Annotated in this window: 21 protein-coding genes; 11 read left to right on the top strand and 10 right to left on the bottom strand. The window is 58.8% G+C overall.

Annotated elements, in window-relative coordinates; all coding sequences use genetic code 11:
• Positions 1 to 102 precede the first annotated feature (102 nt).
• Positions 103 to 789 carry an HAD family hydrolase gene (locus tag FB593_RS09565; protein ID WP_111801432.1) on the bottom strand — a complete coding sequence of 229 codons (687 nt, stop codon included), beginning with the start codon at positions 787 to 789 and terminating at the stop codon, positions 103 to 105.
• A 410-nt stretch (positions 790 to 1,199) separates the two neighbouring features.
• Between FB593_RS09565 and minC the strand changes: the two genes are divergently transcribed.
• The 3 genes from minC to minE are packed head-to-tail and all read left to right on the top strand — an operon-like array spanning position 1,200 to position 3,038.
• Positions 1,200 to 1,928: a septum site-determining protein MinC gene (gene minC / locus FB593_RS09560; protein WP_003510754.1), complete on the top strand. Its 729-nt coding sequence runs from the start codon at positions 1,200 to 1,202 to the stop codon at positions 1,926 to 1,928.
• Positions 1,929 to 1,965: 37 nt separating this feature from the next.
• Entirely contained in the window at positions 1,966 to 2,781 is an 816-nt protein-coding gene (gene minD, locus FB593_RS09555) for a septum site-determining protein MinD (protein WP_003510752.1), read from the top strand.
• Positions 2,778 to 3,038 (top strand): cell division topological specificity factor MinE, encoded by a 261-nt coding sequence (minE, locus tag FB593_RS09550; protein ID WP_003510750.1) that lies wholly within the window; start codon positions 2,778 to 2,780, stop codon positions 3,036 to 3,038. Before minD ends, minE begins: the two co-directional genes overlap by 4 nt.
• A gap of 45 nt (positions 3,039 to 3,083) precedes the next feature.
• Here minE and FB593_RS09545 read toward each other — a convergent pair whose 3' ends face one another.
• The 3 genes from FB593_RS09545 to FB593_RS09535 form a co-directional block, all read right to left on the bottom strand.
• On the bottom strand, positions 3,084 to 3,986 hold the full coding sequence (locus tag FB593_RS09545; protein ID WP_003510747.1) for an amino acid ABC transporter substrate-binding protein: 903 nt from the start codon (positions 3,984 to 3,986) through the stop codon (positions 3,084 to 3,086).
• A gap of 67 nt (positions 3,987 to 4,053) precedes the next feature.
• The gene (locus tag FB593_RS09540) at positions 4,054 to 4,947 is read right to left on the bottom strand and encodes an amino acid ABC transporter substrate-binding protein (protein ID WP_060642281.1); all 894 of its coding nucleotides are present in this window, start codon (positions 4,945 to 4,947) and stop codon (positions 4,054 to 4,056) included.
• A 30-nt stretch (positions 4,948 to 4,977) separates the two neighbouring features.
• Positions 4,978 to 7,296, bottom strand: a complete 2,319-nt coding sequence (locus FB593_RS09535) for an EAL domain-containing protein (protein ID WP_003510743.1) — start codon at positions 7,294 to 7,296, stop codon at positions 4,978 to 4,980.
• A gap of 346 nt (positions 7,297 to 7,642) precedes the next feature.
• Here FB593_RS09535 and FB593_RS09530 point away from each other — a divergent pair, with 346 nt between their 5' ends.
• Positions 7,643 to 9,001, top strand: a complete 1,359-nt coding sequence (locus tag FB593_RS09530; protein ID WP_003510741.1) for an amidase — start codon at positions 7,643 to 7,645, stop codon at positions 8,999 to 9,001.
• Between the two features lie 47 nt (positions 9,002 to 9,048).
• On the opposite strand, the gene FB593_RS09525 is transcribed toward FB593_RS09530, so the two are convergent.
• The 3 genes from FB593_RS09525 to FB593_RS09515 are packed head-to-tail and all read right to left on the bottom strand — an operon-like array spanning position 9,049 to position 12,061.
• Positions 9,049 to 9,690: a ThuA domain-containing protein gene (locus FB593_RS09525; RefSeq protein WP_003510737.1), complete on the bottom strand. Its 642-nt coding sequence runs from the start codon at positions 9,688 to 9,690 to the stop codon at positions 9,049 to 9,051.
• A 17-nt stretch (positions 9,691 to 9,707) separates the two neighbouring features.
• Positions 9,708 to 10,808, bottom strand: coding sequence for a Gfo/Idh/MocA family protein (locus FB593_RS09520; protein WP_111842571.1), 1,101 nt, complete (start codon positions 10,806 to 10,808; stop codon positions 9,708 to 9,710).
• A gap of 53 nt (positions 10,809 to 10,861) precedes the next feature.
• Positions 10,862 to 12,061: an ROK family transcriptional regulator gene (locus FB593_RS09515; RefSeq protein WP_065703027.1), complete on the bottom strand. Its 1,200-nt coding sequence runs from the start codon at positions 12,059 to 12,061 to the stop codon at positions 10,862 to 10,864.
• A gap of 196 nt (positions 12,062 to 12,257) precedes the next feature.
• On the opposite strand from FB593_RS09515, the gene FB593_RS09510 reads away from it, so the two are divergent.
• From FB593_RS09510 to FB593_RS09485, 6 genes are all read left to right on the top strand, one after another.
• Entirely contained in the window at positions 12,258 to 13,559 is a 1,302-nt protein-coding gene (locus tag FB593_RS09510; protein ID WP_038493940.1) for an ABC transporter substrate-binding protein, read from the top strand.
• 69 nt (positions 13,560 to 13,628) lie between these two features.
• Complete coding sequence (locus FB593_RS09505; protein WP_003510729.1) at positions 13,629 to 14,567, top strand: carbohydrate ABC transporter permease; 939 nt, start codon at positions 13,629 to 13,631, stop codon at positions 14,565 to 14,567.
• A complete protein-coding gene (locus FB593_RS09500; RefSeq protein ID WP_003510727.1) occupies positions 14,560 to 15,408 on the top strand; it encodes a carbohydrate ABC transporter permease in 849 nt (282 codons plus the stop codon). The genes FB593_RS09505 and FB593_RS09500 overlap by 8 nt, the downstream gene beginning before the upstream one ends.
• A gap of 17 nt (positions 15,409 to 15,425) precedes the next feature.
• Positions 15,426 to 16,499 (top strand): ABC transporter ATP-binding protein, encoded by a 1,074-nt coding sequence (locus FB593_RS09495; protein WP_111801428.1) that lies wholly within the window; start codon positions 15,426 to 15,428, stop codon positions 16,497 to 16,499.
• A 146-nt stretch (positions 16,500 to 16,645) separates the two neighbouring features.
• On the top strand, positions 16,646 to 17,698 hold the full coding sequence (locus tag FB593_RS09490) for a sugar phosphate isomerase/epimerase family protein (RefSeq protein WP_013761507.1): 1,053 nt from the start codon (positions 16,646 to 16,648) through the stop codon (positions 17,696 to 17,698).
• Between the two features lie 71 nt (positions 17,699 to 17,769).
• Positions 17,770 to 18,957 (top strand): Gfo/Idh/MocA family protein, encoded by a 1,188-nt coding sequence (locus FB593_RS09485; RefSeq protein ID WP_013761506.1) that lies wholly within the window; start codon positions 17,770 to 17,772, stop codon positions 18,955 to 18,957.
• A gap of 117 nt (positions 18,958 to 19,074) precedes the next feature.
• On the opposite strand, the gene FB593_RS27825 is transcribed toward FB593_RS09485, so the two are convergent.
• From FB593_RS27825 to FB593_RS09470, 3 genes are all read right to left on the bottom strand, one after another.
• Complete coding sequence (locus FB593_RS27825) at positions 19,075 to 19,323, bottom strand: hypothetical protein (RefSeq protein ID WP_145166519.1); 249 nt, start codon at positions 19,321 to 19,323, stop codon at positions 19,075 to 19,077.
• A gap of 115 nt (positions 19,324 to 19,438) precedes the next feature.
• A complete protein-coding gene (locus FB593_RS09475) occupies positions 19,439 to 20,710 on the bottom strand; it encodes a glycerate kinase (protein WP_111801427.1) in 1,272 nt (423 codons plus the stop codon).
• Between the two features lie 4 nt (positions 20,711 to 20,714).
• Positions 20,715 to 21,068, bottom strand: a complete 354-nt coding sequence (locus tag FB593_RS09470) for a DUF1304 domain-containing protein (protein WP_111801426.1) — start codon at positions 21,066 to 21,068, stop codon at positions 20,715 to 20,717.
• Between FB593_RS09470 and FB593_RS27495 the strand changes: the two genes are divergently transcribed.
• A complete protein-coding gene (locus FB593_RS27495) occupies positions 21,055 to 21,228 on the top strand; it encodes a hypothetical protein (RefSeq protein WP_003510714.1) in 174 nt (57 codons plus the stop codon). The genes FB593_RS09470 and FB593_RS27495 overlap by 14 nt on opposite strands.
• Positions 21,229 to 21,263 lie beyond the last annotated feature (35 nt).

The raw sequence follows: 21,263 nt of genomic DNA, 5'->3' as shown, positions 1-21,263 counted from the left end.
GGGACCGGTGCAGCAGGCTCGGCGCAATGGATTGGATTTTACGAAACGTGATTGATCCTCGGGGCAGACCCGAGGGTGACACCGCATGTTTGGATCGGCTTTTCAGCCCTTGTTACTTGTGAGCTTCAAGCCGCCGTCGTCGCCGATGGTGACGTCCAGCTCACCGTACCCACCGATCGAAAGGTGCGGCGTTTCGATGGGATGCGAATGAGTGGCGTTAATGACCACGACCGTTGCGCCCATGCTTTCCCCCGCCAGAATGCCGGCGGGCGCATCTTCGAAGACGACGCAGTCTTCAGGTGCGACGCCGAGCTTCGCAGCAGCCTTTCTGTAACCCTCCGGGTCAGGCTTGCCGTTCACAACGTCCTCGGCACAGATCATCACTGGAGGCGGGGTGAGGCCTGCCGCAGCCAACCGGAGTTCGGCAAGGGCGCGGGCGGCGGAGGTGACGATAGCCCATTTTCCGGCCGGCAATTTCTCAAGAAATGCGGCTGCCTGCGGAATCTGGAGGATGCCGTCAACATCGTCCATTTCCTTTTGCAAAAGCATATCCGCCTGTTCCTGGATATCGAGGCCGGGAACTGCCTCGCGACGCACAACCTCGGATGCGCGCATGCCATGGATGCGCTGCAGGAAAGCCTCCGGCTCTATGCCGTTGTCTACGGCCCATTCGCGCCAGACCCGCTCCACCACCGCAATGGAATTCAGCAGCGTTCCATCCATGTCGAACAGGAAGGCGCCATATTCGCGCGCGGAGATCTGGGCGGTCGCCGGGACTTTGCTGTGCATCGCATTCTTCCGTTGGATGTGTCGGGTTGGCCTCGTATCTATAGCATCGGCAGGCATAACGGAATCGTTTTTCCGCTCCTCAAGCAAATGGCGACCCATCCGCCAGTGGCGAACATCGTGCCGGAATCGGACGGTTTGCACGGACTGCGACTCGGGGCATGGTCAGGCAGGGGAGGCGGCGTCCGCACACGGTCATGCGGGCGTCAGGTTGCAGCAAGGATCAACTGCTATTGTGAGTTTTCGAAAGAAGTCAAAGTTGGCAAAATCAAAAGCTAAACGGAGCTTATGAATGTTGTGCATGAGATTTTTCGCAGCGGAATTCTCTTAACGAAACCGTCGTTTAAGGGGCGTTGTTAACCATTTGTTAACCATATTCGAGGTACCTAATTGTCAACGATTTGTTTACCAAGATGACCAAAGTGCTAACAGACCAGCGTTCGATCCGTATCAAAGGCCGCTCCTTCCTCGCGGTCGTTCTGTCCCCTGAAGCTCCGCTCGATCAATGGCTGGAACGGCTGGATGATCTTGCTGCACGTTCAGCCGGGTTCTTCCTGTCGCGTCCGGTGGTTCTGGATGCGTCTGAGCTGTCGCTGGACAAGGCAGGGCTGAAGGCTCTGCTGGCAGCGCTGACGGAACGTAATGTCGGCATCATGGGGATCGAAGGTGTTCGCCCCTCGATGATCGAGCCGGGCATGCCGCCGTCGCTGAAGGGCGGAAAGCCCGCTTCAGATGTCGAGGTCGAGCCCGTCGCCATTGCCGCCGAATTGCCCGAAGAAAAGCCGCGCGCTTCGGGCGAGGTTCGGGCCGTGGTCCAGTCGCTGGTCATCAACGAGCCGGTGCGCTCCGGCCAGTCGATCATGTTCCCCGAAGGCGATGTGACCGTCATCGGTTCGGTCGCCTCGGGTGCGGAAATCATCGCGGGCGGGTCGGTGCATATTTACGGGGCGTTGCGCGGTCGCGCCATGGCCGGTTCGCTTGGCAATGTTTCGGCGCGCATCTTCTGCCGCAAGCTGGAAGCGGAGCTACTGGCAATCGACGGCGTCTACAAGGTTGCCGAGGACATTGACGACAAGCTGCGCGGCCAGCCCGTTCAGCTGTGGCTGGAAAACGATACGATAAAGGCCGAAAAACTTGGCTGACGACATAGAGAAAACAACACAGGAACAGGAGAGCCGTATGGGGAAGGTAGTCGTTGTTACTTCCGGCAAGGGCGGGGTTGGCAAGACCACCTCGACCGCAGCGCTTGGCGCCGCATTGGCGCAGAACAAGCAGAAGGTCGTGGTTGTCGATTTTGACGTCGGACTGCGTAACCTCGATCTCGTCATGGGTGCTGAACGCCGGGTGGTCTACGATCTCGTCAACGTCATCCAGGGCGATGCCAAGCTGACGCAGGCGCTGATCCGCGACAAGCGCCTCGAGACGCTGTTCCTGCTGCCCGCCTCGCAGACACGCGACAAGGACAATCTGACGCCGGAAGGCGTGGAATGGGTAATCGCCGAGTTGAAGAAACATTTCGACTGGGTCATCTGCGACAGCCCGGCCGGTATCGAACGCGGAGCGACGTTGGCCATGCGCCATGCGGATGTGGCCGTCGTGGTCACCAATCCGGAAGTCTCCTCGGTGCGTGACAGTGACCGCATCATCGGCCTGCTCGATTCCAAGACGCTGAAGGCCGAACGCGGCGAGCGCATGGAAAAGCACCTGCTTCTGACGCGCTACGATTCGGCCCGTGCCGAGCGCGGCGACATGCTGAAGGTCGACGACGTTCTGGAAATCCTCTCCATTCCGCTGCTCGGTATCATTCCCGAAAGCACGGATGTGCTGCGTGCTTCCAACGTCGGTGCACCGGTTACGCTCGCGGATGCCCGTTGTGCACCTGCCATGGCTTACTTCGACGCTGCCCGCCGCCTGTCAGGCGAGGACATTCCGGTGGTCATTCCGGGCGAAAAGCGGGGTATCTTCTCCAAGATCTTTGCTAGGAGGGCTGCATGAGCATTTTCGGCCTATTCCGTAAACAAAAGTCGGCACCGCTTGCGCGCGAGCGACTGCAGGTGCTGCTTGCCCACGAAAGGGCGTCGTCGGGAACCGATCTCGTCGCCGTCCTCCGGGAAGAAATTCTCGCCGTCATCGCCAAGCATGTGCAGATCGATAACGATCGGGTGCATGTGAAGATGGATCGTGACGAGCACGTCTCCATACTGGAGATCGATGTCGAGATACCGTTGAGCGCCGACCTGCGCGCCGCGTGATGTTTTCTCCGAATACCGCCGCCCCTTGCAGGGCGGCGTTTTTCTTTACTCGGCCGTCGTATCGACCGGCATTCTAAATGCCTCGGCCAGATCGTCGGGAAGCGGGCGCTTGAGGTTTATGCCGTTCGGCGGGATCGGCGCGTTGAACCACTTGTCGTAGATCGCGTTGATTTCGCCGCTTGCATAAATTTTCCCAAGGGCTTCGTTGACGGCGTTCTTGAAGGCGGTGTCGCCCCGTCGGAGCATCAGGCCATAGGGTTGTGGTGGGGCGAGATATTCGTTCGAGATGGAATAGTCTTCTGGCTTGCCCGTTTCAGCGACGAAGGACCTCAGAAGAATATCGTCCATGACGAAGGCCGAGGCTCGATCTTCCGTCACCATGTCGAAACTGCCTTCCGTACTGTCATTTTGCAGGACGGCGATGTTCAGTCCCAGTTTGCGGTTAAGCACATTCAGCTGACTGATATTGATCGTTCCCGTCGTCACCACCACGGTTCGTCCGGCAAGATCGCTGACGCTTGTCATGTTGCTTGATTTCAGCGCGACATAACGCGTGCCGGTGATGAAGTGGCTGTAGGAAAACCACACTGCCTTGCGTCTTTCCTCCGTATTCGTGCTCGCCACGCATTCCATGTCGATTGTGCCGTCATTGAGAAGCGTGATGCGGTTGCTGGGGGTGCGCTTGACGAAATCGATTTTCAATTCCGGCAGGCCCAACTTCTTCTTGATGGAATCCGCCACCTTCAGGCACAGTTCGATGCTGTAACCGATCGGCTCCGGACCAATTCCCATATAGGAAAAGGGAAGATTTCTGTCGGCAAAGCCGAGCCGGATGGTGCCGGTTCTGGCAATGGTTTCGAGTGTAGGCGGTTGGGTCTCGTCGGCGGCTGCAATGGTGGGTAAAAGACTAAAAACCCCAAGCATGAGCCACAATGTCGATCTCTGCATCGCGCATCTCCAGCCAAAATTATCTGTCAAAACATTTTCATAAAATAGAGGTGGGGTTTTTACTCCCTCAGTCCCGGTATTCGCTCGGATGGTCATAGGCTTGTTTTAACGAGGCGGTCATCGGCAGGTTCAGGTTCATGCCATTGGGCGGAATGGGTTTGGTGAACCATTTTTCGTAAAGGCCGTGAATGGTGGGACCGGTGAAGATCTGCCGCAGGCTTTCGTTGACCGCCGCCTTGAAGGCCGGGTCGTTGCGCCGAAACACCAGGCCGTACGGTTCGGGTGCGCTCAGCGTTTCGTCCGAGAGCGCGTAGAGGTCGGGATTCTCCGATGTTGCCGCCAGCGCCGCCAGCAATATGCCATCCATGACGAAAGCAGAGGCCTTGCCGGCAACGACGAGTTCGAAGGCTTCCTCATTGGTTTTTGTGGGCATCACCGAGATATTGAGGTTCTTTTCGCGGTTCACCGCATTCAGCTGCTCGATGTTGACCGTGCCGGAGGCGGATGTGACGGAGCGTCCGGCCAGATCGGCAAGGCTCTTCAGATTGTCCTGTTTACGGGAGAGAAATTGCGTCGCGGTCATGAAATTCGGATAGGAGAAATCTACCATTTTCCGGCGTTCGCTGTTGTTGGTCGTCGCCGCGCATTCAATATCGATCTTGCCGCTACGGACGAGAATGAACCGGGTTGCGGGCGTGGCCTTTACATATTCAATGTCGAGTTTGTCCAGCTTCAGTTGCGTGCGGATGTCCTCGCTGATCGCGCGGCAAAGATCAGTCGAGAAGCCGGTCACTTCTCCATCCGGCAGCTGATAGGAAAACGGCGGTTCGGCCTCACGATAACCGATGCGGATTTTCGCGGTCTTGGCAATCTGCCGAAGCGTATCGCCTTCGCCGGCGGCCTGCACCGGAGTTGTGGGGATAAAGCATGTGAGGAAAAGGCAAAATACTGAAATGCGCATTTTATGTCCTTTTGGCTGTCAGCCGCGTTCTCAAATCGCTTTTTGTGGCGGGTAATAGGTTTCCTGCATCGGTCGCCCGACGTCGCTATATTCGTCGTTTCCGGTTTGGGCGATGACGGCACGGTTCTTGAGTATCCGGGCAAGCGGCGCCGGCTCGGCAAAATAATAGCCCTGTGCCTCGTCGCATCCGGAAAGCTTGAGGGCCTCGACCTGTTTCTTGTCTTCCACGCCCTCGGCGGTGACTTTCAGGCCGATCTGTTCTGCCATGTCGATGATGGTGTTGACGATGGCCGAGCACATTGGATTTTCCGGCAGGCCGGAAACGAATTCGCGGTCGATCTTGATCTTGTCGAAGGCAACATGCGTCAGCGTGCTCAACCCGGCATAACCGGTGCCGAAATCATCAAGCACGAGGCGGACGCCCATTTCCTTCAGCAGCTTTAAAGCCCTGGCGCTGTTGTCGCGCTCGAGCATTGCCGTTTCCGTCACTTCAAGCTCGAGCCGCTCGGCCGGGAAGCCGGAGGCTTTCAGCGCGCCGTCAACGATCGGGACAATATCGTCATTGCAAAGCTGCACGGCGGAAAGATTGACGGCAAGTCGGATATCCCTGGGCCAGGTCATGGCGTCCATGCAGGCCTGCGCCAAAACCCATTCGCCCAGAGGTTTGATGAAATTGTTTTCTTCGGCAAGCGTTATGAAGCGATCCGGCGTGATGATGCCAAGCTTGCTGTGCCGCCATCTGGCAAGGGCCTCGTAGGCGACAATGCGGCCGCTCTCCAGATTGACCACGGGCTGGTAATACAGCTCGAATTCGTGGTTTTCGAGCGCGGATTTCATGTCTATTTCGAGCGCGTGCTTGTGCTGCGCCGCCATGTCCATGCCAGGCTCGTAAAAGACAAAAAAGCCGCATCCCATGGATTTCGCCCGGTAGAGACCAAGGTCCGCATGTTGCAGAAGCTGGGTGGCGGAGTTGCCGTGATCGGGCGCGCAGGCGATGCCGATGCTGGTATCGACGCTTATATGGCTACCTTCGAGGCTGAAGCTGCGCGAGACCGCATGGACCACGCGCTTTGCCAGCGCGCCCGCATCCTCGCGACAATTATCGCTCACCGCTTGTATGATCGCAAATTCGTCGCCGCCGAGCCTGCTCACCATGTCGTTTTCACCGAGCACGGAGGAAATCCGCGAGGCCACGGCCACCAGCAGGGCGTCGCCTGCCGCGTGTCCCAACGTATCGTTGACGGCCTTGAAGCGGTCGAGATCGAGCAGCATGACGTTGAACGGCTGGCCTGACGTGGAAAGATGTTCGAGACGGTTCTCCAGCGTCTTCATCAAGAGCACGCGGTTGGGAAGCCCCGTCAGCGCATCGTGATGGGCCATATGTTCCAGTTGCTGCGCCATGTCGCGGATCTGCCTGAGCCGTCCACGTTCCAGAACGGCCTCCCGCAGGGTTTCGATGGCGGTGGCCATGTCGCCGATCTCGTCCCGTCGATCCTGAAACGGCGTGACGACATCGGTTTCCTCACGGGCGATCCTGAGTGTCGCCTGCACCAGCGCCGGAACGGGTTTCAGAAAATGCCTGGCAATCAGCGTCACGAGAACGCCGGTGACGGTCAGAACAACGATCAGGGCGACGAGCGAATTGTAGATGAGCTTGCGCTGCGCGCCATAAAGCGCGTCCGAACCGCCGATGCTGACGGCGACCGCGCCAATCGGCTTTTTCGTTTCCGTGCTGATGATCGGCAACAGGCCGATATAATGGCTGGAATCGCCAATCGTCGCAAAGCCGGTGGCAAAACGCGCGGCGACCGCATCTCTGGAGAAGATGGGATCGGTGGCAATCGGTTTTTCGGCGTCGTCGGTGGCGTTGTCGAAGGCCGCCGCGATTTGACGGAATCCGGAATCGGCCTCATCGTAGCGGAAAAGCCAGACGGCATTCTTGGTCTGCGCACCGATGAGGGCGAGAACGTCGCTGGGGTTGAAGCCGGTAACGAGGATGGAAGCGTCGTCGCCAATCGGCTTGTCGGTCAAGATGCCGTTCACCTGTCCGTCCGTGTCGGCGGTGACGCTGACATAGGTATAGATGCTGCGCAGGGTGGCGCTGGCAATCTGTGAATTGACGCGGGCCTGGTTGAGCCATTGCTCGCTGGCGGCGGCAACGAACATGTACCAGCCGACGAGCGCCCCGATGCTGTAGGAAAAGATCACGCCGCCGAGAAATATCAGGGTTATCTTGCTGGCGAGCGAACGCCGCCGCGAAAAGCGGCCCGGCACCGGCTGCGTCGTTGAGCGAAGCGTGTCACCGGTTTCAGTCTGTCTATCTATCCCCCGATAGGCAGTCTCTTCCATTCGCGATATTCCCCCGCGATGTCGCGTTATGATTGTTTTATGGAATTTTTATAGGGCATGTATTTCAATGGTGTCTGCTAAATAATTCAACAAAGTTTAGATGCGATTAAGAATTAATCCGTCTTTTTATAGTCGCCGCTTATATAAGGCGCCGAAAATATGTACCTCAGGTTGAAATATTCGATGGCTTGTGATGGGACATCGGCGCCAAATACGACGATGCATTGGGGCCTCTTTTCGCGCTCATCAACCGGGCTTTATGGTTGCAAGGGTACCGCGATTGACCTTGCCAAGCTGCCGATAAACGGCATGTTGTGCGTAACATGCCGGTTTCAGGGAACATATCATGGCTCACAAGAGCAAAAACATCGCGCAGCTTTCCATTCTCATCCAGAGCGGCCATCTTGATCCGCGCGCCTTGGCGGAAGAGACCCTTGATGCAATCGGGAAATCGGAAGACCGGGCGATCTTTGTCGGCTTGACGGCGGAGCGGGCCATGGCGGAGGCGGAAGGCGCCTTGAAACGCATTCGCGAGGGTCGATCCTGCGGCGTGCTCGACGGTATTCCGGTCGCCTGGAAGGACCTTTTCGATCTCGAAGGCACTGTGACCACGGCTGGATCGACGGTGCTTTCGAATGATGCGCCTGCGTCCCGTGACGCGGATGTGGTGAGCGCGCTGAAGGAGGCCGGGATGGTCTGCATCGGCCGTACCAATATGAGCGAGTTCGCGTTTTCCGGCCTTGGCATCAACCCGCATTACGGAACGCCGCGCAATCCCGCTTCCACGGATGGCCACCGGCTGCCAGGCGGCTCTTCTTCCGGCGCGGGTGTCGCGGTTGCGGCCGGTCTGGTGCCGGTGGCAATCGGTACGGATACCGGCGGATCGGTGCGCATTCCCGCCGCCTTCAACGGTGTGGTGGGGTACAAGGCGAGCCGCGGCCGTTACTCGATGCGCGGCGTCTATCCGCTGGCTAAAAGTCTCGATTCGCTCGGCCCGCTCACTCGCACTGTGCAGGACGCCGTGTGGGTAGATGCCGCCATGCGTGGCAAGGCGGCTGTTGATGCGGCGCGCACGCCTCTGTCCGGCTTGTCACTCGTCGTGCCGGAAACAGTGTTTTTCGATGGCATCGAGGAGGGCGTCGCGGTCGCTTTCGAGCAGGCAGTGGAACGGCTTTCCCGGGCCGGCGCTTCTGTACGGCGGCAGGCATTCCCGGTCTTTTCGCAATTATTCGATCTTATCAAGGAAAAGGGTGCGCTGGTAACGGCGGAAGCCTTCGCCCTGCACAAGGCGCGGCTGGAAGGTGCTGATGCGGCTCGCATGGACCCGCGCGTGGTTGCGCGAGCAAGACTGGGCGCAAATATCTCCCTGCCGGATTACATCGCCATTATCGAGGCGCGCGAACGCATGACGGCGGCTTTTTCGGGCATGATTGGCAAGAATGAGCTGCTGATATCGCCGACATTGCCTCATGTCGCGGCCAAGGTCGCACCGCTTGTGGAGAATGATGAGACCTTCTTTGCAATGAATGCCAAGACCCTGCGCAACACCCAGATCGGCAACTTCTTCGATCTCTGCGGCGTTTCCATTCCCTGCGGCACGGGTGAGGCGGGCATGCCCGTTGGCCTGCTGCTATCAGGCCTGCACGGCACGGATGACCACGTTCTGGGTGTGGCGATGGCTGCGGAAGAGATTATTCGGGGCTGATGATAAAGAAAAAGGCGGCCTTGTTTGGCCGCCTCTCAATGCACGCTTTAACGTGCCGCCCAGTTGGCGCCGCGGCGGAACATGGTTTTCATCTGCGGCACGGAAAACTCCTTGGCCTGATGGCCGAGCGCCGAATAGAAGACGCGGCCCTTGCCGTATTTGCGTTTCCAGACCACCGGCATCACTACACCGTCGATCCACCAAGCGTGGTCGCCGGTGAATTTTGTCGTCGCCAGCACCTCGTTGGAGGGATCGACATGCATGTAGTATTGCTCCGATGTGTAGGGGAAATCGGAAATCCCCTCCATCAACGGGTCGTCGGGGCGGGTGATGTTGACGTGATAGTCGATGATATTACCGGGATGGGCGACCCATTGGCCGCCGATCATGAACTGGTATTCGACGCAGTCGCGGAAACTGTCGCCTGCACCGCCATGAAAGCCGGCAATGCCGACGCCGTTTTCGACGGCGGCGGTGAGGTTCTTGATCTCTTCCTTCTCGATCTTCGACATTGTCACGATCGGCACGACAAGGCTCAGGTCATGCACGGACGGATCGGCAAAAGCCTCCGTGCTGTGCTCGACATAGACCTTGAAACCATCCTCTTCGAGAATGTCCTTAACGATGGTGGCGCATTCCTGCGGCTCGTGGCCGCTCCAGCCGCCCCAGACGATGAGTGCTTCGCGCATTTATTTCCTCCTCGGGATTATTTGCCGAGCTGGCCGTCGACCAGCGAAGTTTCGAGAGGAGCAGGGCGCTCCACCTCGGTGGTGATGGAAACGGTGGTGCCGCTGTCCGATGCCGTCTGGAAGGCCTCCATGACCTCCAGCACGTGCAAGGCAAGATCGCCATTGGCGCGGTGCGGGCGGTTTTCGCGGATCGCATGGGCCATGTCGGCCACGCCGATCGAGCGGTAGTTGCCGTCAGCATAGGGCGAAGACAGTGCCTGCGGCTCGAACTGGCCGCCCTTTTTCAGCAATTGCACCTCACCGCCGAAATGATTGGGGTCGGGCACGATCAATGTGCCTTCCGTTCCGTAGATTTCCAGCGGTACATGTTTGTGGCCCGCCACATCGAAGCTCATGCCCACCTGCACCACCGCGCCGTTCTTGAATGCCAGCACGCCGGAAACATGGGTGGCGACATGGACTGGGATTTTCTCGCCATTCTTAGGTTCGCTGGTGATGAGGCGTTCGTTGCGCGGCGCGATGGCGAAACCTGCCACCTTGGCGACCGGGCCGAACAGGTTGACGAGATCGGTGATGTAATAGGGTCCCATATCCAGCATCGGCCCGCCGCCGACTTCGTAATAAAAGGCGGGGTTGGGATGCCAGCGCTCATGGCCGGGGCACATGAAGGTAGCCGTTCCGCCAACCGGTTGGCCGAGCACGCCTTCGTCTATCAGGCGGCGCGCGGTCTGGTGCCCGCCGCCGAGGAAAGTGTCCGGTGCCGAACCGATGCGCAGGCCCTTTGCCTTTGCCGCGTCCGCAAGCCGTTTACCCTCCGCGAAATTGATGCCGAGCGGCTTTTCCGAATAGGCATGTTTTCCCGCCTCAAGTGCGCGCAGGCCCACCTCCACATGCGCCTTGGGAATCGTCAGGTTGACGATGATTTCCACGGAGGGGTCAGACAGAAGTTCGTCGATACTTCTTGCCTGAAGGCCGAACTCGTCTGCCCGCGCTTTTGCTGCGTCGTCGTTCATATCCGCCAGTCCGCGAATGTCGAGAATGGGAAACGACGCCATCGCCTTGAGATAGGCGCTGGAGATGTTGCCGCAGCCGATGATGCCGATACCGACCTTGTTCATGTGATTTCCTCCCGTAAATCAGAAATGCCTAAGCCCACTCTCAACCTTGCCGGCTAGAGCGCCGGCCCTGTCGTGTTCCATGGCGATTCGTAAAGCTCGTAAAGTGCGACGGCTGCCGCCCCCTGCGCCCACAGTTCGTCGCTTGCGACGTCGAAAACCAGCTCTGCGACGCCTGCCAGCGATGGCGGCACGGCGGCGTTGTAACTGTCGCGGATGCTGGCAATGAAGGGCTCGCCGAGCTCGAGACTGGAGCCGGTGATGATGACCCGTGGCGGCGCAAACAGCGTGACGATATTGGCAAGCGTCAGGCCAAGGGCTGCACCGGCGCGCAAGGCTGCCGCAATAAGATCGTTGTCTTCCGCCGCAATCAGCGCATGGGCATGCTGCATGCCGCGACCAAGCCGGATAGCTTCTGCAAAACGCCCGTCCACCGGGCGGGAACCGAGAATGGCGTTCTCGCCCGCCTGGCTCGCCAGCCGCACGGTTCCTTCACTGGCAAGGCCGATCACGAGGTCGCCGAGATTGTGGCTGAGGCCGCCTGCACCACGAAACAGCTGGTTTTGATGCATCACGCCAAGCCCAAGTGTCTGCTCGAGCGAGATCAGCACCATGTCCTCCAGATCGCGCGCATGGCCGAACCAGTGATGGGCAAGCGTGATGGCGTGGGCGTCGCTTTCGATGATGGTGGGGGAATTCAGCCGTGAGGTCATTTCCTCGGCAAAATCGACGTTCACTTCCCGCAGGATAGGGCTGCTGCGGATCCTGCCGGTGCGATGTTCGATGACGCCTGGCAGGCCAAGGCAGACCATGTCCACATCTTCCAGCGACAGTCCGGCATCGACCACGCAACGCCGCACCCCGTCTTCCACCAGATCGGCAATGACGCCGATCGGTTGGCGGTCTACACGGATCGGCAGGGCGAGGGTGGACAGCACGTTGCCGCAAAAGTCGGTGACGACGAAGACCATGCGGCTTGCCGCAATCTTGGCGCCCACCACGCGGGCCGCATCCGGGTTCAGCTCCAGCATCACCCGCGGCCTGCCGCGTGCGCCCTCCGTGCGGATATCGCCGATATGGCGGGTAAGGATAAGCCCGTCATCGAGCAGCGATGCGGTGATCGCAGATACGGTGGTGGTGGAAAGCTGCGTTCTTTCGCTGATTTCCACCCTGGAGATCGGTCCGTAGCGGCGGATGCTGTCCAGCACGCTTAGCCGGTTGATCGCGCGCATCAGTTCTGGGTCTGCGGTCTTCATGGGGTCCTGCTGCGATCAATGCCGGTTCGAAAACCAATTTATGTCGGATTGCGGATTAAATAACGGTGTCAGGGAGGGGTGTGTCAAGCCATTCGCTCAAAAAATCAGCATGGCGCCTTGACAATGAGCGAGTGCTAAGGTGAATTAATCCGCATTGGGGAATAAATGAGGAAATCCCCGAGGGAGGATCACGATCATGACGATTAGGCACGCAGGCGCAAGCCTGAGCGGCAGGCTGATAGGCTTTGCCACAACGACAAGCATTGCTCTCATGCTCGGCGCCGCAAGCGCCTCGGCCGCAACGGTCGTTAAATGGATGCATGTGGAGTTGGACCCCAAAGCCGTGGCCGTCTGGGAGGAGATTGCCAAGGACTATGAGGCCAAACATCCTGACGTGGACGTGCAACTGCAGTTTCTGGAAAACGAGGCCTTCAAGGCCAAATTACCGACGTTGCTGCAGTCCAACGACGTTCCCGATTTCTTTTATAGCTGGGGCGGCGGCGTCCTTGAGGAACAGTCAAAAACCGGCGCACTCAAGGATTTGAGCGAGGTATTCGATGCCGATGGCGGCAAGCTGCGGCAGGCCTATAACGCGGCAGCAATCGACGGCCTCTCCTTTGACGGCAAGGTCTGGGCAGTGCCCTACAAGGTTAGCCTCGTCAGTTTCTTTTATAACAAGGAGCTGTTTGCCAAGGCGGGCGTAAAGGCGGAAGACATCAAGACCTGGGACGATCTCGGCGCCACCGTCAAGAAAATCAAGGCAGCGGGCATCGTTCCGATTGCCGGTGGTGGCGGTGAAAAATGGCCGATCCATTTCTACTGGAGCTATCTCGTCATGCGCAATGGCGGACAGACCGTGTTCGACGCCGCCCGCAAGGGCGAGGGTGAAGGCTTCATGGATCCCTCCATCATCAAGGCGGGCGAGCAACTGGCCGAGTTCGGCAAGCTCGAACCCTTCCAGCCCGGCTATCTCGGCTCCACCTGGCCCCAGGCGCTCGGCGTCTTCGGTGACGGCAAGGCCGCGATGATCCTCGGCTTTGACAATACTGAAGCCAACCAGCGCAAGAATGCCGGTGACGGCAAAGGCCTTGCGGCAGACAATATCGGTCGCTTCGCCTTTCCCGCCGTCGAAGGTGGTGCTGGCAAAGTCACTGACACGCTGGGCGGTCTGAATGGTTGGGCAGTCACGAAAAACGCTTCCAAGGAAGCGATCGATTTCGCGACCTTCCTGACCAGCAAGGAAAGTGAAGAGAAGATGGCGGCTGCGGGCATGATCCTGCCGGTTGCGACGGGTGCGGATGGAGCGGTCAAGAACCCGCTGCTGGCGGATTCGGCCAAGCAGCTTGCAAGCTCTACCTGGCACCAGAACTTCTTCGACCAGACACTGGGCGCGGCCGTTGGCCGCGTGGTCAACGATGTCTCCGTCGAAATCGTTTCCGGCCAGATGAGCGCCGAAGAGGGTGCCAAGCAAATTCAGGATGCTTTCGAGCTTCGCTGATTTCGGTTCCATGTCGGCGCCGCGCGGGACGCGGCGCCGCAGTATCTGCCTGAATGAAAGCGGATAGAGATGACGGATATTTCCATGACTTCTGCGTCCATACCGGCGCGCGGCGCGTCGAAGACGAAGCGCAAGCAAAGCTCGGTCGCGCATGACCGTGCGCTGACCCTGCTGGTCTTCCTTCCGCCCGCATTGCTGCTCTTTACCCTGTTCGTCATTCTGCCCATGGGCGAGGCGGCATGGTACAGCCTTTACCGCTGGAACGGTTACGGCACGCCGACCGATTTTGTGGGCTTGAAGAATTTCCAGGTCCTGTTCGGCAATGCCGCCTTTTCGCAGGCTCTGCTCAATAACGGCCTCATCATCCTGATTTCCGTGCTGATCCAGATCCCGCTGGCGATCTGGCTTGCCATGATGCTGGCGCACCGCCTTCCGGGCGTCGTTGCCTTTCGGCTGGTTTTCTTCCTGCCCTATGTCCTTGCGGATGTCGCGGCCGGCCTGATCTGGCGCTTCGTTTATGATGGCGATTACGGCCTTTTCGCTGCCATCTCCAATTTCTTCGGCTTCGCCAATCCTTACGTGCTGGCCGACAAGGATGTGGCGATCTACGCCGTGCTTGGCGTCATCGTCTGGAAGTATTTCGGTTTCCACATGATGTTGTTCATCGCCGGCCTTCAATCCGTCGACAAGAACGTGCTGGAAGCTGCCGAAATCGACGGCGCCTCCGGCTGGCAGAAGTTTCGATACGTCACCTTGCCTATGCTCGGCTCAACGGTGCGCCTGTCCGTCTTTTTCGCGGTGATCGGCTCGCTACAGCTGTTCGACATGATCATGCCGCTTACCGGTGGCGGTCCGTCCAACTCCACGCAAACCATGGTCACCTTTCTCTACACCTACGGCGTCATGCGCATGCAGGTGGGGCTTGGCAGCGCGGTGGGTGTCGTACTCTTCGTTATCTGCGTGACGCTCGCCTTCGGTTACAAAAGGATTTTCATGCGCCATGACTGAACCATCCACTTCCGTCCGCATGCCGCTGCAAACAAAGCTCTATCTTTATATATCGCTGAGCCTGATCGCGGCCATCGTGCTCATCCCGCTTCTGACGACGGCGCTTGGCGGCTTCAAGACGCTGGGGGATCTGCGCGTCAACCCGTTCGGCTTGCCAGCCGAGTGGCAATGGGCCAATTACGGCGATATCCTCTTTGGCAAACGCTACTGGCTGCAGATATTCAATTCGCTGGTGATTGCGCTGTTGACGGTCTTTTTGACGCTGACCGTCTCGGCCATGGCCGCCTTCACCTTTGCGCATGTGAAGTTCTTTGGCTCTTCCTTCCTGCTGAATTACTTTCTGCTGGGACTGATGTTCCCGGCGGCGACCGCCATCCTGCCGCTGTTCATCCGCATCCGCGATCTCGGTCTGCTCGATACCTATTGGGGCGTGGTTCTGCCGCAGGTGGCTTTCGGGCTCGGCATGAGCATCCTTCTGTTTCGCAATTACTTCCGCAATCTGCCGGAAGAATTGTTTCAGGCCGCTTTCGTGGATGGTTGCGGCTATCTGCGCTTTTTCTGGCACATTTCGATGCCGCTCTCACGACCCATCGTGGCGACGGTTGGGATCGTTTCCTTCGTCGGCAGCTGGAACAGCTACATTCTGCCGCTGATCATGCTGAACTCAGAATCGAAATATCCTTGGCCACTCGGCATCATGGTCTATCGCGGCGAATTCGGCACGGAATGGCAGCTCGTGCTCGCCTTCATCACGCTGACGATCCTGCCGACCGTCATCGTCTTCTTCCTCGCACAGAAACACATCATCGCGGGCCTGACGGCCGGTGCCGTCAAATCGTGACTTGAAAGGAGCAAAACATGGCTTCCGTCGAACTTAGGGATATCCGCAAGTCCTATGCCTCGCTCGATGTCATTCACGGCATCTCGCTCGATATAACCGATGGCGAATTCATTGCGCTGGTCGGGCCTTCGGGCTGCGGCAAATCTACCCTGCTGCGCATGATCGCCGGGCTGGAGGAAATCACCGATGGGGATATCCTCATTGGCGGCACCGTCGTCAATTCCATGACGCCGCGCGAGCGCAATATCGCCATGGTATTCCAGTCCTATGCGCTTTATCCGCATATGACGGTCGCCGAAAACATGGGCTTCAACCTGAAGCTTGCCGGGCAGCCGAAAAATGTCATCGATGAGCGCGTGGCGGAAGCCGCACGCATGCTCGATCTCGGCAAGCTTCTGGACCGCAAGCCCTCGCAGCTTTCGGGTGGCCAGCGCCAGCGCGTCGCCATGGGCCGCGCCGTGGTGCGCAACCCGGCCGTCTTCCTGTTCGATGAGCCGCTGTCCAATCTGGATGCCAAGCTGCGCGTGCAGATGCGTAGCGAAATCAAGGCTCTGCATCAGAAAGTCGGTACGACCTCCATCTACGTCACCCATGACCAGATCGAGGCAATGACGCTCGCCGACCGGGTGGTGGTGCTCAATCACGGCCGTATCGAGCAGCAGGGCACGCCGCTCGAACTTTACAAGACACCTGCCAATCTCTTCGTTGCCGCCTTCATCGGCTCGCCGGCCATGAACCTCATCGAAGGCGTGGTCGACGGCGAGGGCGATGAACCCGCCGCCCGGCTGAAGGACGGGACGGCGATCCGCATTGCCGCCTCAAGAAATGTCAAGCGCGGCCAGTCGGTGACGATTGGGTTGAGACCGGAACATATCGGTTCGACCGTCGGCGGCGATATTTCGCTGTCCGGCAGGACGGTGTTGGTCGAGCCGACAGGCGCGCAGACGCATGTGGTCTTCGAACTGGCGGGCGATCAGGTTACGGCGGTGGTGGATGGCGAGCAACTGGTCAAGGTCAACACCCCCTTTGCCGCCACCGTGCATCACGAGCGTGTACATGTGTTCGACAGGGCAAGCGGTCTGGCGCTTTAGACGTGTTTCGTTTTTTAGTGGAATAACGAAATTCTCTCGCTCCCCGGCATTTGGGGCTTGTCTGAAAATTATGAGCGGTTAGCTTGGCAAATTGGGAGCCAAAGCGGTTTTACCGCTGAACTGTATCGATACAGGAGGAGATTTTTATGAAAACGATCAAGGGACCGGGTCTTTTTCTCGGTCAGTTTGCCGGTGATGCTGCGCCTTTCAATACATGGGACGGCATTACCAAATGGGCAGCAGAAAAGGGTTATGCCGGCGTGCAGGTTCCCACCTGGGCCGGGCAGTTGATCGATCTGAAAAAGGCTGCGGAATCCAAGGATTATTGCGATGAATTTGCGGGTGTCGCCCGCCAGAACGGCATCGAGGTAACCGAGCTTTCCACCCATTTGCAGGGCCAGCTGGTTGCCGTTCACCCCGCCTATGACGAAGCCTTCGATGGTTTTGCAGCACCTGAAGTGCGCGGCAATCCGAAGGCTCGCCAGCAATGGGCGGTGGAACAGGTGAAGCTTGCCCTGAAGGCTTCGAGAAATCTCGGCATCAACGCACATGCGACCTTTTCGGGCGCTCTTGCCTGGCCCTTCATCTATCCGTGGCCGCAGCGCCCGGCCGGTCTGGTGGAAACCGCCTTTGACGAGCTGGCAAGACGCTGGACGCCGATCCTTGATTACGCCGATGAGCAGGGCGTGGATGTCTGCTACGAAATCCATCCCGGCGAAGATCTGCATGATGGCGTGACTTTCGAGATGTTCCTGGAGCGTGTGAAGAACCACAAGCGCGCCAACATGCTCTACGACCCGTCGCATTACGTGCTGCAATGCCTTGATTATCTTGACAATATTGACATCTACAAAGACCGCATCAAGATGTTCCATGTCAAGGACGCTGAGTTCAATCCGACCGGCCGCCAAGGCGTGTATGGCGGTTATCAGGGTTGGGTCAACCGTGCGGGCCGCTTCCGCTCGCTGGGTGACGGGCAGGTGGATTTCGGTGCGGTATTCTCGAAAATGGCTGCCAATGATTTCGACGGATGGGCAGTGGTTGAATGGGAATGCGCGCTGAAACATCCTGAAGACGGTGCCCGGGAAGGGGCCGAGTTCGTCAAGCACCATATCATCCGCGTCACGGAAAAAGCCTTTGATGATTTCGCATCTGCCGGCACCGATGATGCGGCCAACCGGCGCATGCTTGGGCTTTAAAAGCATTTCCAGGAAAAGTGTGAAGCCGTTTTCCGTGTGGGAATGCGCTTAGAAAATGCCGAGGAGACATTATGGCTATTGAAGGAAAGACAACCGACAAGGCGAACACGCGGATTCGCCTGGGCATGGTGGGTGGCGGTTCGGGTGCATTTATCGGCGGCGTTCACCGCATGGCCGCGCGGCTCGACAACCGCTTCGATCTCGTGGCCGGGGCCTTGTCCTCGACACCGGAAAAATCCCTCGCCTCCGGCCGCGAACTCGGGCTTGCTCCAGAGCGTTGCTACGGGTCATTCGAAGAAATGGCAGAGAAGGAAGCGCTTCGCGAGGATGGTATCGAGGCGGTAGCGATCGTCACGCCCAACCACGTACATTATCCTGCGGCGAAGGCGTTTCTGGAACGCGGCATTCATGTCATCTGCGACAAGCCGCTGACCTCCAATCTGGAGGATGCCAAAAAGCTGAAGGACGTGGCGGACAAGGCGGACGCGCTGTTCATCCTCACCCATAACTACACCGGTTATCCTATGGTGCGGCATGCGCGTGAACTGGTGGAAACCGGTGCGCTCGGGAACATCCGTCTGGTGCAGATGGAATATCCCCAGGATTGGCTGGCTGAGCCGTTGGAGCAGACCGGTGCGAAACAGGCCGTCTGGCGCACCGATCCGGCGCAATCCGGTGTCGGCGGCTCCACAGGGGATATCGGCACCCATGCCTATAATCTCGGCTGCTTCATTTCCGGTCTGGAAGCCGATGAACTGGCAGCGGATGTACATACCTTCGTGGAGGGTCGCCGTCTGGACGACAATGCGCATGTGATGCTGCGCTTCAAACCGAAGGACGGCAAGCAACCAGCCAAAGGCCTGCTTTGGTGCAGCCAGGTGGCTGTCGGGCATGAAAACGGGCTGAAGGTCCGCGTTTACGGCGACAAGGCAGGCATCGAGTGGACGCAGGCTGATCCGAACTATCTCTGGTTCACGAAGCTTGGCGAGCCGAAACAGCTCATCACCCGCGGCGGTGCTGGCGCCGGTGCCGCCGCCGCACGCGTCACGCGCATTCCCTCGGGCCATCCGGAAGGATATCTCGAAGCCTTCGCGACCATCTATACCGAAGCGGCCCACGCCATCGAAGCCCGCCGCACCGGTTCGGAGCTAGACAAGGCGGTCACCTATCCGACCGTCGATGACGGTGTCAAAGGCGTCGCTTTTGTCACCGCCTGCATCGAATCCGGTAAGAAGAATGGCGGCTGGGTGAAGCTGTAAGATCGACATGGCGTCGCGGCGTATTTCTTCTCCCTGCGGGGGGAGAAGGGCCGGATGAGGGGGCAAGCTCTCGGCTTCTCTGCCCGCTTTCCCCTCATGACCCACCTGAAGACGTGATCAATTTACGCGTGTCATCTGCTGCTGCATTCGTTCAGTCACGGGGCAACCGTCCTGTATTCTCGTCCAGGATGAGACGTTGAGTTTCATTTCGCAGCGCGCGAGATAGGAGCCGCCATCGACCCTCAGGCAGGATGTCTGGCCGAGTTCCAACATGACACCGCGATTTCGGCATTTGCAATTGTGGGCATCCGCCAAGGTGGGGATCAGGGCCAGGGCTAGACCAATTACGAGCACTCCAAAACGCATGGCTGAGGCTCCAAAAGACAGGCCACCAGATTATACCTGTCCGACGGTATAGTCAAAACAGCCACCTTCAACGATGCGCACCGCAGGGCCATAACAGGCTCGAGCTCTCCCGCTTTCACCCGATCAAAATCGCCCTGATATCATTCACATTCGTCAGCGTCGGACCGGTCACGACAAGGTCGCCAACCGCCTTGAAGGCGGTGTAGCTGTCGTGTCCCACCAGCGACTGGCGCGGATCGGCACCGGCGTTGCGCATACGCGCAAGCGTATCGGGCGTCACCAGTGCGCCTGCCGCATCCTCAACGCCGTCTATGCCGTCGCTATCGCCGGCGATGGCCCAGATACCGCCTGCACCCTTCAGCGTCAGCGCAAGGCTCAGCAGAAATTCCGTGTTGCGCCCACCCTTGCCGGCCAGCCCTTTGCCGATCGTCACCGTGGTTTCTCCGCCGGAAAGCAGCACGGCCGGGCCTTTGACTGGCAGGCCCTTGCGGCTGGCGGAGAGGGCGATACCCGCCATCACCGCGCCGACATCCTTTGACTCGCCCTCCAGCGAATCCCCGAGGATGAGCGGCGTAAGGCCAAGCTTCACCGCCTCGTCCGCCGCCGCCTGTAGGGCGAGCGAGGGTGTCGCGATCAGCCTGATGTCCTCTTCTATATCGCCTGCCTTCGGCGTTTCCTCGCCCTTTTCCAGCACTTTGCGCACATTCTCGGGAAGATCGAGCGCATAACGGGAGACGATTTCCCGCACATTGTTGATATCGCTCGGATCGGCAACAGTGGGGCCGGAAGCGATTTCAGAGGGATCGTCGCCCGGTACGTCTGAAATCAACAGCGAAACCACTCTGGCCGGTTTGGCGGCCAGCGCAAGTCGCCCGCCTTTGATGCGGGAGAGGTGCTTGCGCACGGCATTCATCTCGGAAATCGTCGCACCGCTGGCAAGAAGTGCGCGGTTGACGGCCATCTTGTCCGCAAGCGTCATGCCTTCGGCAGGTGCGACCATCAGTGCCGAACCGCCGCCGGAAATTAGCGCGATCACCATGTCGTCTGCGGTCAGCCCTTCAACGGCGGCAAGAATGCGTCTTGCCGCTTCCGCACTCATGTCGTCGGGGACGGGATGGGAGGCCTCGATGATTGCGATGCGCCGGGCCGGAACGGCATGACCGTAACGTGTTACGACGATGCCGGAGAGGTTCACATCCGCCCAGGCCTTATCAAGCGCTGCGGCCATGGCAGCCGAGGCCTTGCCCGCGCCGACCACCACGCACCTGCCCTTGGGCGGGGTAGGAAGATGATGTTGCAGCACCTTTGCGGGATCGGCACTCGCCACTGCCGCCATAAATATGCGGTTGAGAGCGTCTTTTGCGCGGAGGTCGTTCCATGCGGTCATAGGTTCATACTCCGATCCAGAGGAAGCCGAGCGCAAACAATGCCGGCAAAGCCTGAATGAACAGGATTTTCATATTTGCGGTAATGGCGCCGAAAATGCCGGCTATCAGGACACAGGTGAGGAAGAAGACCTTGAAACTCAGTCCTTCATCGCCCTGCGTGAGCCCATAGATCAATCCGGCTGCCAGAAAACCATTGTAAAGCCCCTGATTGGCGGCAAGCGCCTTCGTCTGTCGCGCAAAATCCGCAGAGAGGCCGAAGGCCTTGCGGCCGGCCGGCTTTTCCCACAGCAGCATTTCCAGAATGGTGATGTAAACATGGATGGCCGCAACCACGGCAATCAGAATGCTGGCGATCATCGGCGGTTTCCTCCAAACCCTGATGTCCGGCGCGTCAATTATCCGCAAAAAGGGAGAGGCCGACCGGATAATCCGTTTTAACGGTGGTACACATGGCCGCAAGGCCATAATCCCTCTCTTCCCGCGCAAACCTGTTGAAGAGCCGCACAGCATTGCTTGACTCTTTGCTGAAATAAGAACAAAACAGGAACAATA

Source organism: Rhizobium sp. SJZ105, from assembly GCF_007828365.1.
GTDB lineage: Bacteria > Pseudomonadota > Alphaproteobacteria > Rhizobiales > Rhizobiaceae > Agrobacterium > Agrobacterium tumefaciens.
Note: the sequence above shows the minus strand (reverse complement) of the source record. Positions and strands in the feature narration are given on the sequence as shown.

Bases quoted from the DNA above. Each gene is read 5' to 3' on its own strand.
- FB593_RS09485 (WP_013761506.1), top strand. From the start codon at position 17,770: ATGGCTATTGAAGGAAAGACAACCGACAAGGCGAACACGCGGATTCGC.
- FB593_RS09505 (WP_003510729.1), top strand. From the start codon at position 13,629: ATGACGGATATTTCCATGACTTCTGCGTCCATACCGGCGCGCGGCGCG.
- FB593_RS09545 (WP_003510747.1), bottom strand. From the start codon at position 3,986: ATGCAGAGATCGACATTGTGGCTCATGCTTGGGGTTTTTAGTCTTTTA.
- FB593_RS09535 (WP_003510743.1), bottom strand. From the start codon at position 7,296: ATGGAAGAGACTGCCTATCGGGGGATAGATAGACAGACTGAAACCGGT.
- FB593_RS09520 (WP_111842571.1), bottom strand. From the start codon at position 10,808: ATGAACAAGGTCGGTATCGGCATCATCGGCTGCGGCAACATCTCCAGC.
- FB593_RS09515 (WP_065703027.1), bottom strand. From the start codon at position 12,061: ATGAAGACCGCAGACCCAGAACTGATGCGCGCGATCAACCGGCTAAGC.
- FB593_RS09475 (WP_111801427.1), bottom strand. From the start codon at position 20,710: ATGACCGCATGGAACGACCTCCGCGCAAAAGACGCTCTCAACCGCATA.
- FB593_RS09530 (WP_003510741.1), top strand. From the start codon at position 7,643: ATGGCTCACAAGAGCAAAAACATCGCGCAGCTTTCCATTCTCATCCAG.
- minD (WP_003510752.1), top strand. From the start codon at position 1,966: ATGGGGAAGGTAGTCGTTGTTACTTCCGGCAAGGGCGGGGTTGGCAAG.
- FB593_RS27495 (WP_003510714.1), top strand. From the start codon at position 21,055: ATGCTGGCGATCATCGGCGGTTTCCTCCAAACCCTGATGTCCGGCGCG.
- FB593_RS09470 (WP_111801426.1), bottom strand. From the start codon at position 21,068: ATGATCGCCAGCATTCTGATTGCCGTGGTTGCGGCCATCCATGTTTAC.
- FB593_RS09510 (WP_038493940.1), top strand. From the start codon at position 12,258: ATGACGATTAGGCACGCAGGCGCAAGCCTGAGCGGCAGGCTGATAGGC.
- minC (WP_003510754.1), top strand. From the start codon at position 1,200: ATGACCAAAGTGCTAACAGACCAGCGTTCGATCCGTATCAAAGGCCGC.
- FB593_RS09525 (WP_003510737.1), bottom strand. From the start codon at position 9,690: ATGCGCGAAGCACTCATCGTCTGGGGCGGCTGGAGCGGCCACGAGCCG.
- FB593_RS09495 (WP_111801428.1), top strand. From the start codon at position 15,426: ATGGCTTCCGTCGAACTTAGGGATATCCGCAAGTCCTATGCCTCGCTC.
- FB593_RS27825 (WP_145166519.1), bottom strand. From the start codon at position 19,323: ATGCGTTTTGGAGTGCTCGTAATTGGTCTAGCCCTGGCCCTGATCCCC.
- FB593_RS09490 (WP_013761507.1), top strand. From the start codon at position 16,646: ATGAAAACGATCAAGGGACCGGGTCTTTTTCTCGGTCAGTTTGCCGGT.
- FB593_RS09540 (WP_060642281.1), bottom strand. From the start codon at position 4,947: ATGCGCATTTCAGTATTTTGCCTTTTCCTCACATGCTTTATCCCCACA.
- minE (WP_003510750.1), top strand. From the start codon at position 2,778: ATGAGCATTTTCGGCCTATTCCGTAAACAAAAGTCGGCACCGCTTGCG.
- FB593_RS09565 (WP_111801432.1), bottom strand. From the start codon at position 789: ATGCACAGCAAAGTCCCGGCGACCGCCCAGATCTCCGCGCGCGAATAT.
- FB593_RS09500 (WP_003510727.1), top strand. From the start codon at position 14,560: ATGACTGAACCATCCACTTCCGTCCGCATGCCGCTGCAAACAAAGCTC.